Source organism: Embleya sp. NBC_00896 (genome assembly GCF_045207785.1).
GTDB lineage: Bacteria > Actinomycetota > Actinomycetes > Streptomycetales > Streptomycetaceae > Embleya.
In genome coordinates this window covers 197707-211815 of sequence record NZ_CP108778.1, presented here as the reverse complement: position 1 = coordinate 211815, position 14109 = coordinate 197707, and the positions used below count along the sequence as shown (strand labels likewise).

Below are 14109 nucleotides of genomic sequence, written 5' to 3'. Positions count from 1 at the left end.
GCGTTCGTCGAGATGCCGCAGTGTGGAAGCAGCGTGGAAGTGGCGTGGAAATTGAACGCTTCTCGCCTGGCAGTTGACCCCCCAGGAGGTGTGTAGTGATCGCCGTGGAGCAGTGGACCGGCAAGGAGGCCTTATTGCTGCAGCAGGCAACGCGATCCTCGGTTCGCGACTTCGCACAGCGCCTTGGCATCTCCGCTCGGGCGATTTCGTACTGGAAGAAGGCACCGGGGACCGTGTGCAGTCACGACACCGCGCAACTCCTGGACACAGCCCTCAGTCGCTGCAACGTGGAGGAGCGGGAACTCTTTCGCGTCCTGCTGGCCAACCTCCGAGGCGAGCCAGCAAATGCCTTGGCCGACGACTCCGCCCGACCCGCGCCCTGCACCGTCGTCTCGCACAAGTTCTTGCCGGTATACCTCGGGGAGCAAAGTGCCTTGCTGTATGCCGTCGGTGCACCCGGACCTACCGGCCCGGGTGGCTTGGAGCAGCACGTGATACCGGTCGAGTCGCACCCTGCCCGGACGTCAACGGTGCACATCTACGCATGCGGCATAGCCGTCATGCATGTAGAGGAACACCGAAGGGTCGACACCTTGACCGAGCTGGCCGTGTGGCGGTACCGCACCTACGTGAAGGAGCGGGCGTGGGCAGGCGATCGAATCAGCCGCCTACTGCAGCAACATGCCTCCGATGAGGACCGCGTCGGACTCCCACCAGCCCCGCAGTACGTCCTTTCGGCCTACGAACTGCGCCATACCTCGTGGACAGGCCCCGGCCTGGACACCGGTCTCCATCTGCTGTCCACGCCGTCCGTACTTGTCGACCGCCAAGATCCGGGTAACGTCGTGCCACTCGGTACCGGAGTGGAAGACGCCAAATTTCGTGCCCGCTGGACACATCCCGAAGCGATCGCGTTCGGAGGCGGCGTGTCCCGAGGTGTGGCCGGCTGGTCGGGCGTGGCGTACCACCCGCAGTCCGACGAGCGAGCCCTGACGATGACTCAGATCGTCGCGCTGGAGCTGGACGTCCAAGCGCTGTGGGCGCTGTCGTCCCACGTCCTGCACATGATCGAGGACGGGCTGGATCCCGTGATGCCCACCGGCTACGGGTGGCGGTTCATGCGCGGCGCCTACGTGCGACTCACCACTGCCCGACCGACCGAAACTGCGCAGCATCGTGTGATGCGTGAGGCAATCCTGGCCACCAGCGAACTTCCTGATCGGCTGCGAGCCGCGCAGGACGCTCTTCGAGAGAGCGATCTGTGAACGCCATGGCGACGACGGACCGGTTGAATCCTCAAACGACCGCACTGGTCGTGATCGACGTACAGCGCGGTTTCGTCAATGAGCACAGCCGCAACGTTCTCCCCGCGATCACCCACTTGGTCAAGAGTTGGCGGGCGACCGGCGCACCCGTGGTGCTGACCCGGTTCTACAACCCGCCGGGCTCGCCGTACGAAACAATCACCGGCTGGACACGACTTCGTACTCCTGAAGAGCAGGCGCTCGTCGCCGACCTCGCTCCCTTCGTCGACGGCGCGGCCGCGGTGATCGACAAGGCGCAGGCTTCGGTCTTCACACCCGAGGGCGCAGGGGTGTTCCAAGCGTCCGGCTGGAGCGACCTGGTGATGTGCGGCATCGACACGGACGCATGTGTCTACGACTCCGCAGTGGCTGCCTATCAGGGTGGGTATCGGCCATGGATCGTCACCGACGCCTGTGCCTCCACCGGCGGAATCCGGTATCACGACGCGGCGCTTCTGCTCGCGGCCCGGAACATCGGCCCCGACCAACTCGTGACCAGCAAGGTCGTCCTGTCCCGGATCTGCGGAACTGTGGGAGAGCACGCATGAATGTGGCGTATGACGTGGACATGGTCGTTGTCGGTGCCGGCCCGGCTGGAGTGGCCGCCGCCTTGCTGGCGGCCAGCCTCACAATGCGCACCGTGGTGGTCGAGGCCGATCAGATAGGCGGCAAGCTTCACACCATCGGTGCCTTGGACAACGTGTCCGGCAACTGGACGAACGGTCCGCAACTCGCCAGCGCCCTCACCAAGGACTTGACGCGGCTTGAGCGAACCGGGCTGTGCTCCGTCGTGCGGGCCCGCGCCCTGGGAGTGAGCAGCCATGACGACCGCGCCGAACTCACCCTGGAAGACGGGCGAATGCTCGTGGCGCAGGCCGTCGTGGTCGCCACGGGTGTGACAAGCCTGACGCCAGCAGATGCCGGCTGGGTGAACGCGCCGACCGGGTTCTTCGCGCCCCCGCTGTGGCGGACCGCTCCAGATCAGCTTGCGAAACAGGTCTACGTGCTGGGCGGGGACAGGCCGCTGGGAACCTGGCTGCGCGCCCACCCCAACGTCGCCGCCACCCTGCATGTCCTGTGCCCGCCGGCAGACGACTACAAGGTCGCGGAAGTCGCGGAGGACAGCCGCGTCCGCATCGTGCCTGTCTCCTCTGTGGCCCTATCACCGATGGCCTATGGAGAAGGCTGGGTCCTGGAGGCGATGGACCGTCGCGGTGAACCCAGGTCGTACGCTGCCGCAACAGTGCTTGGCAATCTCGGCAACAAGCCCGCGACTCTGGGAGGACTCACGCCCGGGGCGGACGGTTACTGCCCGCCCGGCATCCAGCACCCGCGAGTCCGAATCGCAGGAGATCTGAGGTCTGCGGGATACCAGCGCATTGCCACGGCCCAGGGTTCAGGAGCAGAGGCCGTCCTCGGCTACTACTACGCCACGCAGATGTGAGGCGGGGTACGCCATGCCCATCGACAGGAACACCGCGCGCAGAACCCGTCCTTCGTCACCCGACGGGCACGACTTGCGAGACAGCAGGCCCGGCTCCCAGCGCGCCAAGCGCCGCCCGCAGTGTGGGCTCGGAGCGATTCCAGCGTGGTGGCACCGCCAACTTCAGTTGCTGTCGGCCGTCCGAACCGATACGTCGGGGTTCGAGGTCCACCAGAGGGACCAGTCCGTGGTCGATCGCGTGCAGCAGGACCGGCTTGCGAGCTCCAGCCATCGTCCGCAACTCTCTGCGGGCAGCAGGTCCGACGACATACACGAGACCCGTGGTTTTTTTGCGGACGGCCACTACGATGAGCCCGTCGAGGCTGGCCGCGAGATCGGGCCATCCCTCGGTGTATGCGGAATGGTCGTCGAACGCGTCGTGGTACGTGACGAGTTCGATGTTTTCCGGAAGTTCCGCGCGTATGTCTTCCAGGCGTTTGGGCCAGCTCGGACGCTCGGTGATCCTCGGCGCCACGCTCACGTACACCCGGGCGGGTCCGTTCTGGGATCGGCTCCGGGCGAGTTGCTGCATGGCCTTGATGTAGCCGCGGCGCCGCGCCAGGGTGGCGTACGTACTCGGGAGTGCGTCGGGTCCATCGGGATGCATGACGCACATAATGCCGCCTCCGCCAGGCAACAAACGCTGCCAGTCGGGTATTTCCCGCTCGCAGGCAACCGTGTCACTTGCCCTCGACACGGTGTAGCCACACGGGCCCCACGAGGTGTCGATGACGGTAGGGTGTCAGCGTCATTGATCCATAACGTAAGAACCCCCTCAGCCTGGCTGGGCCTTGGGGGTACGAGAAGCCTAGATGGAGGCTCTCGGCATGTACTCACTGTACCCGGAGCCTGCCACAGGCACACCGGCACCCGCCGTAGCAGCGATCTTCACACGCATCGCTCCGGCGGTTCTCCATGTCCAGGCCCGTTTCGGGCGCGCCCCTGTAGAGGGGGTTGAGGTGGACTAGGTCTACAACGGCGGCTCAGCCGCCGGGCCGCCGGATTCCCGGGTGACGCCAATCATCCCGGGTCCCGCCGCGGCCCTCATGCCACTCGGTCGACCAACCACAGCCGACTGAGGCTCTGACACCGGCGCCACACCGGTACTTCGTCAGAGCGAGTTGATGGTTCACCCGAACCAAGCACCCCCAAAAAAGGGGGCCACCCCACCAGGGGGCTTTTGCATGCCCTCAAGACCCCTCTCAAGGACGGTGACATTTTGCAGTACCGCACGCCCGCTTGTCAGCTTTGCTGTGCCCAAAAGCTGGCTGTGGCTTCGCATACGACCCCACGACGTGTCGGAACTACCGGGTCCCACGCTCTGCCCGGATCGGTGTCTTCGCAGATCAGAACCCCTGTCATCGCCATGGAGCACCTTCATCCTCGCGGCGAGCCCGCTCTCACGCGATCTTGGTCACTTCGGTGTCCTGCAACTGTCCGTTTGCGTCGATCAGGCACCCACGACGGACTCGTACCCCTGTCTCGTTCGCGGTCGCCTCTCGCATGCGCTCAACAACGCCCTGCTCGGCACCGCTGGGGGCACCGATGAGAACGCTCCAGGCCTCGGTTCCGCAACCGAGGATCGCCGACGAGGCCGTTGTGCCACCTCGGGAAAGCACCCGTCCGACTTACGTTGCCCCTGTCCGGGCCTCGGCCCAGCAGAGTGTCGAAACACAGGCCAACCGCCGGGGTCCATACGGCTCTCGCTGCAAGCTGCGCGACTTCAGACCGGTCGAGGACTCCCTGCAGACGGTGGAGAAGACCGAGAGTCGGATCTCGGATCCGGTGTCGTGGCTGCAGGCCGTCCACTGGGGCGTCGACATGCGCCTGCCGGGCTTTTCCGAGCACACGCTGCGCATCGCCCGGATCATGGCTCGACTCACCGAGTGCCGGCCGGGCGTCGCCTACCTCAGGCGCGCCACAGGCCTGTCCGAACGCACCGTCTACGGCCAACTGCGCGCGCTGCGTCGCGCGGGCTTGCTGGTGTATCGCGCCGTCGGCGGCTTCTCCGACGACAAGCAGCGGCTCGCCGCGGTGTACATGCTCGTGATCCCCCCGATGTACGACCAGGCCCTGGGCATCCGGATTGTCGGCGAGGGCCGCGAACGCCGGATGGTCGGAATCGGCACACAGGCGGGGCGACGGACGATCAAGCGCCTGGCCCGACTGACGGCCCGAGGCCGTGGGAAGCGACGCGGAGTTCGTCACCCGCGGCCCGCCACGCGAAAGCGTTGCACCCTAGGGTTTTCTGGTCCCCAGGAGATCTCCGCTGCTGGACATGTATCCCCCCAAGACAGCGTCGTGGCCGGGGAATCGGGTCACTCGAACACGGAAGGGAGTGGGAACTGCTCGACGCCAGCGCGGCGTCGGGTGCAAAGCCGCGTGGCGCAACGCCTGGATCTGGCTCGGGACCTCATCCATCGCCTGCCCTGGCTGTGCCGGGCCGACCCCAAACGCATCTCGTGGGTGGTCCGCGAGGTCGCCGATCGCGGCTGGACCTGCGAGAACGTGCAGGCGTGGATCGATGTCTCCGGAGGGGACGTCGCCCACGTGGTTCGCCGCCCCAGCGGCTTCCTCGCCGCCCGCCTCAAGGGCGCGGCCAGCGTGTGGGACACCCCGACTCGACGCGCCCAGGGCTGTGAGGCGTGGCAGGACATGCTCGCCAGCAGGCGGGACAGGCCTCGCGAATGGGCTCCCGAACCGGCCCGGTCACGGCCCTCGTCCGAGGCGCTGCGCCTGATCGGCGAGGCCTTCGCGCCCGTCTCGGTGCGGGCCTCGGACGGCGACGTGTTCGACGATCCCCGCCTGCACGGCGTCGGTTCGGATCCGGCCGAGCCCGGCGACCTGCCGGCGTCGCTCCTCGAGGAGGTCCGCGCGGCTGCGGCCCTGGACCCGGACCTGGTGCTCGCGGCCCACCGAATGGTCGGTGCCGACTACGCACGCCGCCTGTACGGCGACGACCTGTACGACCGCGCCATGCACGTGGCCACCTCGCGCACGATCACCGTCCACGGCCCGGGCGGCCCGCGATGACCGACACGTATCCGACGCAACCGGCCGATCAGCATGTCCGGGCGAACAACTCGGCGGCCGGTGGCGGAGGCACGCCCCGTGACCTGGCCCGCCAGACGCTGCGGGAGACCCTCGCGGCACTGCGCCGAGCCTCGGGGGACAGTCAGGTCACCTCCAAGGCGACCACCCGCAGGCCACTGGGCTCGGCGGGCGCGGACGGCCGCGATCCCCGGCCGGTGTCAGCCGTCCTGGAGGACCTCATGGTCACCCACGCGTGGGAGGCGCCCACCGCAGCCGCAGCCATCGTCGACGCCTGGGCGCAGATAGCCCCAGAACTCGCGGCACACGTCACGATCGAGCACTACGACCCCGGCACCCGCCGCCTGGAACTGCGCCCCGACAGCCCCACGTACGCCACCCAGTTGCGCCTTCTCGGTGACGCCGCGATCTGCCGGCGAGTGAACGCAGTAGTGGGCCACGACGTCGTCCGTGCAGTTCGCGTCCTGACGATCGGCAGTCCCCGGGTCAGACCGCCAACACGGCTGCCGGAGTGTCCCCCCACCCGGAAGCCTCCCCCGCCAGGGCCCCGGAATCGACCGATCCCGCGGCCGGATTCGGACCATCCCCAGCCCGTCGGACCCGGCCGCCCGGACAACCCCTGGGCACGGGCGGCGGCACGCGCCCGCCGTGAACGCGTGGGCGAGAGTCCCCGCGCGACTCGGAACACTGACACAGAACCCCGGCAGTGAAGCATGCTCGCCACCGGCGCGCATGGGTCGACACCGCACATCGGCACCGAAATGGCAGCAGCGGTGGGGTCGCCGGCGGCACACCACTCGCTCGGCGGATACCGCCGTCTCCCGGTCGTAGTTTGAATGCGCCACAGTGGAAATCGGTTGAGCAGGGAGTGTTCGATGAGCAAGAAGAGCGGTGGTCGTTCACGCAAGCAGGTGCTTGCCGAGCAGAGGCGCAGGGAGCGTACCGAGGCCCGGCGCTGCGTGCTGGCCCGCTTCCGTCCTCCGGGCAGTGCCTACGCAACCTGGTTCACCGACGACGCCCAGTACGCTGCCGCGGCGGACCTCGCGTTGGGGCCCCGAGAGTTCCGCCGACGCTTCAGCGCTCTGAAACCGCTCTACAGCGGAGAAATCCCCCGTGCCGCCTTCCTCCTAGACCTGGCGCTCGACGGCGAATGCCTCAGCGTCTTTGACGCGGAGGGAGACCTGGTCCCGATCGCGAAGACAGCCTTCCTCGGGTCGTCGAACAGCGCCTCCGATATCGAAACTCGCTCGAGCGTGCACCGACTGCACGCCCTCGGTGCGCTGCTCGTTGACGAGCCCTCCGGCGGTCTGTGCCGGGTCTCGCGGCCCCCGCGACAGTCCGACGAGCCCTGGGTCTTCGTCGGCGACCTCAACGACTTGGACGACTTGGACGACTTCGACGAGAAAGCGTTCGACGGCGGAACGCTCAACGCGCCTGTCGTCGACATTCCCATGGAAGCCCTCGACGAGATGTCCGACGTCGAGTTGCAGGCGGCGGCCCTGCTGGCATGCACGCCGCCGGAGGAAATCGTGGAGATCATGGTGAGGACCTCCGAGGACGGGCTCACCTCCGAGGAGGCCCGCGACATTATCGCCTCCGTCAGCAGGAGCCCACGGGCCAAGCAGTTCCGAGTCCGCAATGGCTCACCGCGCACTCCCGTGCCCGACGCTACCGGCGGGCTGTTGGTCACGAATGCAGGAACGTACGAGCCCTGAAGGCGCGAGTCGGCACCGACGAGGCCATCCGGCTGCGAGGTCAGGCACAGCGGCTGGCGGAGCCGAAAAGCCCGATACATCACCCCGGACGGTGAAACTGCTGAACATCCCCGGCGGCGACCGAGAGGTGGCATGCGCGGCCGCGACGCGCCGGCACGCCGCGTGGCGCCCCGCGCGCGGAACGGGCCCGGCACCGGGGAGAAGCACGGACGACGGCCGTATGGGCCGCCGAACCCGATGGGGGCGAGGCCTCCGGCAGTCCGTGGGAAACGACCAGTGCTCGCCACCGACGCGATTGCGGAACTGTGGTCGGCGGTGCGGCACCTCAATTCACTTGGGCGGTCGAGAACCGTCCGCCCCGCTCCCAGCCTCGGAGGTTCGGGCAAGCCGGACATTGTCGAACTGACCTGCGGTATCGACGACTGCGGTCCCTGTCGAGCGCGATCCCCGGGCGCAGTGTGGCCAGCATGCGCACCGTTGCCGTCCGGCCCCGGGCGGGAAGAGCTTGGAGGACCTCTTGGCGGACAGCGGAGGTGCCGGCGTTCCGTTCCGGCACCTCCGCAGGTTCACCACCAAGTCGTGGCGATGGCGCCGTTTGCTTCGAACCCGTTGCGGATCAACAGGTGCCATGCCGGGGCACCGGACTCGGACAGCCATTCGGCCAGGAACACGGCTCCTCCGAGGTCGGCGATCCGGCGCATGAGGCGGAGCGTCTCGGCCTGGGTGCCCTGGTGGTCGAGGAGTTGTGCGCATAGGGCGGCTTCGCCGATGTGTACGGCCCATGCATGGAGCCGGGGAGCGGCCCGCGCGCCGACGCGAGGAGACAGGGGATCCGGGAGCAGCGAGGTGCTCTCCGTCGCGGTTTTGATGGCGGTCTCGGTCGCGGATTGATCGACCCTTCGCAGCGTTCTGAGTTCTTGGAGACCCATGCTCTGCCCGGACGCGGCTGCGTACGAGGCCACGCGGTCGGCCTGTTTCGTATTGCCGGACAGTTCGTGGAACCGCACCAGGGCAACCGTTCCAATGGGGCTTCCGGCCGCGCTCGCGAGGCCGAGGAGTCTGGTGTACTCGTCCGGGTGGCCTGCCTTGCGTCGCATTGCCGCGAGCGTGAGCAAGGCGGTGTGGTCCTTGTCGAGGGCCGCGAGACGCGCGATGCGCTCGGCCTGCTCGGGGTCGCCCCGCAATTCCGCCAGGCGGGTCAGCGGCCGCCGAACGTGCAATGCGCCTTTCTCGAGCATCAGTTCGTAGATATCGGCGGCGTCCTGGAGCCGACCGGACTTCGCCCATTCGCGGGCAAGGATTTCCAGTCCCGAGGTGGTGCCCTCTTCGGCCGCAGTTCGGGCCAACCGCTCAGCGTGCGCGTCGTTACCGGCGGCGATGCGTGCATGTACGGCCATACGCACCCGGTGGTTGCCGTCGGTCAACAGCGCTCGGATCCAGGGCGGGTTTGCACGCGCGGTGCCTTCCTTATTGCTGGCAGGTGCGTGCGTTCCCGGCGCGTGGTTGCGTTCCGTTCGGGCGAAGCCGCCCGAGATCCGGGAGCGGTTTCGCCCACGCGGGCGAGGCAATCCGGTATCGCCTGGGAAATCACCGGCTTTCCCGGCGTGGCACGCGTACTCGTCGGCCTCGTCCGGGCGATGTTCGCCGTCGGCGACCCCCTGGTGTGCTGCGGCCAGGGCACGAAAGCGCCGCGCCCCGGAACGGTCTCCGCGTTGTTCCCGTCCGTCTGCGATCTCCAGCAGCACGACTGCGTCCGTTATATGAGGGCTCAGCAGGTCTGTGTTCCGGGTTTTTCCGATGGATTCCCAGTGTTGCGCGAGGGCAGACGCGGCTTTGGAGTTGTGTTCCGTGATGACGGCGCGCACGCAGCGCTCGACGCCTTCGGCGTCCTTGCGCCATTCCCGCAACGCGACCAGATGAACCAACGCCGGCGTGTCGCCGGCTCGGGCGGCGTGCTCGTACAACTCCTCGGCAAGGTAGTAGTCGCCTTCGCCCTCGTAGTCGCACGCCAGCACGCGGATGGCTGTCGTGCCGCCGTGCGCGACGGCGAACGTGATCCATTCGCTGGCCGCTTTGTGGTCCCCCTCTCGAAAGCGAGCTCGGACGGGGATCGAGAACATCGCAACTGCGTTGGTGACTTCCGCGTCCAAGGCGCGGCGAACGAGTATCTCCGCCTCCGGATGATTGCCCATGCGCGTGTGCAGCACGACGAGCCTCTCCCAGGAGCGTTCGTCGCCGCAGGCCAGTGCCCGGCGATACAGGAGGTCGGCGTAGCGATAGCGCATGCGTTCCGCTGCGCTGTCGGCGAGGAGGAGGCAGGACGCCGCGTCGTCGCACAGTTCGAGAACGGCCTCCCAGAAAGGGGCGGACGGACAGCCCCGTCGCTCGCGCCGGGCCTGTTCCTCAAGCGGGTCGGCCAGGCGAACGACGCCTTGTTTGGCGCCCATTCCTGTTGTGGCGGGAACACCGGCCAGAATTGCGTCACCGCCCTGAACAGGTTCCCGAAGGTGAGCGAGGGCAGCCTCGAACCAGTTGGGTGGGGCGGATGCGCGGTCAGCGTCGCCCACGTATGCCGGGGCCGCAGCCTCGAGGAGGGAGTGCGACAGTTCGGGACGATGACCCAGGCGCCGCGCGTCCATGGCTGCTTCCACGACCGCCCGTACACGCGCGGGGGCGTGAATGTGGCGGTCCGCCAGGGCAAGCGCTCCGGCAAGGAATTGCGTAACCCTGCCGTCCCGGCTCTGCTCCAGGGCGTAGGCGAGCCGCGGATCCCGTGACGCCATGCGGCGCAGCTCGTCTTCGTCAGCCTCGACGAACGCCGGTGGCACACCGATTCTGCTGGGAGCGAGCAGAATGCGGGCCTGGCCGTGGGAGTCGGGGCGGCCGTCGAAGGGGCTGGGCGCGATCAGGTCTCCCCAATGCTGGGGCCACAGCGTGGCCACGATCAGGATCGGACCGCGGGAGGGATCACCGACCAGCTCGCGAAGACTGGCGGCCGCGTGTTCGCCCAGAGCCGGCGGAGTGGTGAGCAGGTAGTGCTGTGCCTCGTTGAGCCACACCACTGTACGGGGTGCAACCGCAGCAAGCCCCGCGAGGAGGGCCTGGGGCCGGGTCGGGGAGATCGGGTGCCAGATTCTCCAGCGCTTTCCCAATCGGCACAGCGCCTCGAACGCGGCGCGCGTCTTACCCGTCGAGGATTCCCCGACCAGGGTCACGACGGCGCTCTTTCCTCGGGCGGCCGCGGCCACGATGTCGTCCAGGACGTCGTCGTGGGTCCTGCGCACATACGGCGGCAGGCGCGGGAGCGCGGACGGGGGCGGGGTTCCCGGCGCGTGGACCGCCGGGTGAACCTCCAGGGCGAACGGATCCGACGACGCGGTGATCGGCCGGCCGACCGGGCCGCGTACAGGCGGTGGTTGGTCGACGGTGGGGGTGACGAGGTTGAACTGGACGCCGATCTGCCCCGCCGCGACGGCACCGTATTGCGCGTGGACGCCGCCTCCGTAAGCCGAAGGCGCTGCGATGCCGGGTCCGGTCAGTCCCGGGTCGGACCCGGCGCCGGAGGGACCGGCGACCCGCCGAGAGTCACGTCGCCCATGTTGAACGCCGCCGCCGCGCCGTCCTGTGCCGAGATGCTCAGGTCGCCTCCGACCGCCGCGCTCCGGAACCCTGTCGCGGAGACCCCGGGAGAGGCCTCGGCCTCGGACAGCAGGGACCGCAACTCCGTCTCGACCACGACACGTTCGTCGTCCGACAGCGCGTCGAACAGGTCCTCGAAGCGGGTGCGCCACGCCAACGCGACGTGCTCGCGGGTCCGGTCGGTGTCCGCCGAGGTCTCGACCTCGGCCAGGGAACGGTCCAGGCGTTCGAGCGCGACCTGTTCGCCGCGACCGGCGTCTCCGCGCCCGAACAACCGAGCGATCCCGGTGCGCAGTGTCGTCCAGGCATCGGTCCCCATCGCCTGGACCACGGTGGTACCGCCCGCAGCGGCCAGCGCGGTCAGGGATTCACTCAACACGGCATTCCCCCAAATCCCGTTCACGGACGCGTCGAACGCGAGTCCTGCCCGCCATCCAAGCACGGCCCGTCCGCCCGGCGCTCCCTTTCGGTCGCACCCCGGGCGCGACCCGGTGAAGCGGCAAGGAGCGCGACGAGGCGTCAAAGCGGGCGCACCACCGTGAGTCGGGCACGGCGACGGTCCACGGGTCACAGGTGGGACACGGGGCCGATCCGGTGCTGCGGATGTCGGAGTTGGTGTCCGAGCGCGGGACTAGCCTGGAAGCCACGGCTCAACAGGACCCCGGGTATGTCCGTGACGAGCACCGGGGGTTCGTCCTGCCTGGCTTCCGGACCATGTCCTGAGCAAGCGGCACGCGCCCCTTGAAGCGTGTGTGGTCATCGTCGCCGTCTGCCCGAGGCCTCCAACGGAGGAGGATCTCGTCCCCGCATGAAGCTCACCGGCGCCCGGATCACGAAGTACCGATCGGTGGAAGATTCGCAGCAGTTCTCCATCGAGCCCGACGTCACGGCCTTGGTCGGCAAGAACGAGTCGGGCAAGACCACCGTCCTGCAAGCGCTCTTCCGGGTGAACCCCGTGGAGGAGTCGGCTGTCCTCGACGAGGTCATCGATTTCCCCGCGCGGCTGACCCGGGAACGTCGAAAGCTCCCCGCAGACGAGCGGATTCCGGTGGTCAGCGCCACCTTTCGGCTCGACGAGGACGAGATCAGGAAGGTCGAGGACGATCTGGGGGAGGGCGTCCTGCGGAGTCCTGACTTCACCGTCACCATCGGCTTTCGAAAGCCCGGCCGCACCTTCTCGTTCGACAGCAATGAGGCGTCCGTCGTCGCACACCTGCGCGGGCCGCTCGACCTGGGCACTGGCCAGGCGAGCGTCGTGAACGGCGCGACGACCGTGAAGGAACTCCTCGCCGCCCTCGACTCTCTCGAGGACCCCCCAGCCGCCGCCCGCGAGCTCGCCGACCGACTCCGCGAGTGGCGCGACCAGAGCCTGAACTGCCACCTGATCGACGAGTACGTCTGGCCGCGCATGCCGAAGTTCGTCTACTTCGCCGACTACGACATCATGCCCGGCAAGGTCTCGGTCCCCAGCATCATCCGCCGCAGGGACGCGAACACCCTCGAACGAGGCGAACAGGCGCTTCTGAGCCTCCTCAAGGTAGCGAACGTCTCCCTCGAGGACTTTCTGCTCACGGACAGGCATGAGCGGCTGGTCCGTGAACTCGAGAACACCGGCAACGTCATCTCCGACGAAGTGTTCGAGTACTGGTCCCAGAACCAGGAGTTGGCGGTCGAGCTGGAGGTGCTGCCTGTCGAGGACGGCGCACAACCACCATTGAACGAAGCCCCGATCCTGCAGGTTCGGGTCAAGAACCTGCGGCATCGAGCCTCCGTTCCCTTCGATGATCGCTCCCGTGGCTTCGTGTGGTTCTTCTCGTTCCTGGCCTACTTCAACGAACTGGAGGCGGCCGAGGACAACAACCTCGTCCTGCTGCTCGACGAACCCGGTCTGTCCCTGCACGGCCGGGCCCAGGAGGATCTCCTCCGGCTCATCGACGAGCGGCTGGCCCCCGACCACCAGGTCCTGTACACCACGCACTCGCCGTTCATGGTCTCTCCTCGCCACTTTCACCGCGTTCGCACCGTCATCGACCACGACAAGGTCGGCACCAGAGTCTCCGAGGAGATCTTCAAGGCGGACGAGGACACCGCGTTCCCGTTGCTCACCGCGATGGGCATCGAGATGACCCAGACACTGTTCATCGGCGAGGACACTCTCCTCTTGGAAGGCCCCAGCGACCTGATCTACCTCGACGTCCTGACCGAACTGCTGGAGTCCCAGGGCTCCACGGGCCTCGATCCGCGGTGGGTGAAGACGCCCATCGGCGGGGCCGGCAAGCTGTCCACCTTCGTCACCCTCCTCGGCGCAAACAGGCTGAACGTCGCGGTTCTCGTTGATTCGAGCACCAAGGACGTCGGGGCCATCCAACGGCTTCGCGACAACGGCCAGCTCGGCAAGAACGGTTTGGTCCAGGTGAGCGAGGCCACGGGGTCCGCCGACGCGGACATCGAGGATCTGTTCGACCGAGACTTCTACGTGGAACTTGTGAACGGGTCCTACAGTCAGCAGTTGGCCCAGCCGATCACGGAGTCCGACCTGAACGGCAAGGATCCCCGGATCGTCCGGCAGATAGAGGCCTTCTTCAAGCAGAACAACATCGCAGGTGGCAAGTTCAACCACTACAGGCCCGCCGCCTATCTGCTGCGCGAGCAGGCAACAGTGCTGGACAGGATCGACAACGCGACCGCCACCCGGGCGGAGCAGCTGTTCAAAAGGATCAACGCCCTCCTCTCCTGACGGCCCAACAGGAGCGGGTCCTCCCGGAAACTTGGGGAAGGCCCGCTTCTGCCCCGCCGGGAACCATCCCGGACCGGGGGCCGGCGCGGAGGTCGCGCCGGGGCCGGCGGTCGCAGTCGGTCCTCGGTCGGTTGCGTACACGTCTGCTGCGGGACCCAGTGGGGAACTGCAGGCGCCGCT

Annotated in this window: 10 protein-coding genes; 7 read left to right on the top strand and 3 right to left on the bottom strand. The window is 67.7% G+C overall.

All coding sequences use genetic code 11. The features are described from left to right. Window positions 1–95 precede the first annotated feature (95 nt). From OG928_RS48200 to OG928_RS48190, 3 genes are read left to right on the top strand one after another with little or no spacing between them, the layout of a single operon-like run. The gene (locus tag OG928_RS48200; RefSeq protein ID WP_331738564.1) at window positions 96–1265 is read left to right on the top strand and encodes an XRE family transcriptional regulator; all 1170 of its coding nucleotides are present in this window, start codon (window positions 96–98) and stop codon (window positions 1263–1265) included. Window positions 1266–1288: 23 nt separating this feature from the next. Next, window positions 1289–1852 (top strand): isochorismatase family cysteine hydrolase, encoded by a 564-nt coding sequence (locus OG928_RS48195; protein ID WP_406292254.1) that lies wholly within the window; start codon window positions 1289–1291, stop codon window positions 1850–1852. Then, window positions 1849–2748, top strand: coding sequence for an FAD-dependent oxidoreductase (locus OG928_RS48190; RefSeq protein WP_331738562.1), 900 nt, complete (start codon window positions 1849–1851; stop codon window positions 2746–2748). Before OG928_RS48195 ends, OG928_RS48190 begins: the two co-directional genes overlap by 4 nt. A 55-nt stretch (window positions 2749–2803) precedes the next feature. On the opposite strand, the gene OG928_RS48185 is transcribed toward OG928_RS48190, so the two are convergent. Further along, window positions 2804–3319 carry a hypothetical protein gene (locus OG928_RS48185; protein WP_406292253.1) on the bottom strand — a complete coding sequence of 172 codons (516 nt, stop codon included), beginning with the start codon at window positions 3317–3319 and terminating at the stop codon, window positions 2804–2806. Between the two features lie 1220 nt (window positions 3320–4539). Here OG928_RS48185 and OG928_RS48180 point away from each other — a divergent pair. The 3 genes from OG928_RS48180 to OG928_RS48170 all read left to right on the top strand — a co-directional run bounded on the left by OG928_RS48180 (window position 4540) and on the right by OG928_RS48170 (window position 7553). Further along, window positions 4540–5820 carry a hypothetical protein gene (locus OG928_RS48180; RefSeq protein ID WP_331738558.1) on the top strand — a complete coding sequence of 427 codons (1281 nt, stop codon included), beginning with the start codon at window positions 4540–4542 and terminating at the stop codon, window positions 5818–5820. Next, window positions 5817–6548, top strand: coding sequence for a DciA family protein (locus OG928_RS48175; protein WP_331738556.1), 732 nt, complete (start codon window positions 5817–5819; stop codon window positions 6546–6548). Before OG928_RS48180 ends, OG928_RS48175 begins: the two co-directional genes overlap by 4 nt. A gap of 165 nt (window positions 6549–6713) precedes the next feature. Then, complete coding sequence (locus OG928_RS48170) at window positions 6714–7553, top strand: hypothetical protein (RefSeq protein WP_331738554.1); 840 nt, start codon at window positions 6714–6716, stop codon at window positions 7551–7553. 566 nt (window positions 7554–8119) lie between these two features. Here the strand turns inward: OG928_RS48170 and OG928_RS48165 are convergent. Beyond that, entirely contained in the window at window positions 8120–10837 is a 2718-nt protein-coding gene (locus tag OG928_RS48165) for a hypothetical protein (RefSeq protein WP_331738552.1), read from the bottom strand. 251 nt (window positions 10838–11088) lie between these two features. Beyond that, the gene (locus tag OG928_RS48160; RefSeq protein ID WP_331738550.1) at window positions 11089–11571 is read right to left on the bottom strand and encodes a hypothetical protein; all 483 of its coding nucleotides are present in this window, start codon (window positions 11569–11571) and stop codon (window positions 11089–11091) included. 429 nt (window positions 11572–12000) lie between these two features. Here OG928_RS48160 and OG928_RS48155 point away from each other — a divergent pair, with 429 nt between their 5' ends. Then, complete coding sequence (locus OG928_RS48155) at window positions 12001–13929, top strand: AAA family ATPase (RefSeq protein WP_331738548.1); 1929 nt, start codon at window positions 12001–12003, stop codon at window positions 13927–13929. The last annotated feature ends 180 nt before the right edge of the window (window positions 13930–14109 follow it).

What these genes read in the sequence shown, in the direction of transcription:
- OG928_RS48190 (WP_331738562.1), top strand. Translation starts at nt 1,849, where the DNA reads ATGAATGTGGCGTATGACGTGGACATGGTCGTTGTCGGTGCCGGCCCG.
- OG928_RS48185 (WP_406292253.1), bottom strand. Translation starts at nt 3,319, where the DNA reads ATGCAGCAACTCGCCCGGAGCCGATCCCAGAACGGACCCGCCCGGGTG.
- OG928_RS48175 (WP_331738556.1), top strand. Translation starts at nt 5,817, where the DNA reads ATGACCGACACGTATCCGACGCAACCGGCCGATCAGCATGTCCGGGCG.
- OG928_RS48170 (WP_331738554.1), top strand. Translation starts at nt 6,714, where the DNA reads ATGAGCAAGAAGAGCGGTGGTCGTTCACGCAAGCAGGTGCTTGCCGAG.
- OG928_RS48155 (WP_331738548.1), top strand. Translation starts at nt 12,001, where the DNA reads ATGAAGCTCACCGGCGCCCGGATCACGAAGTACCGATCGGTGGAAGAT.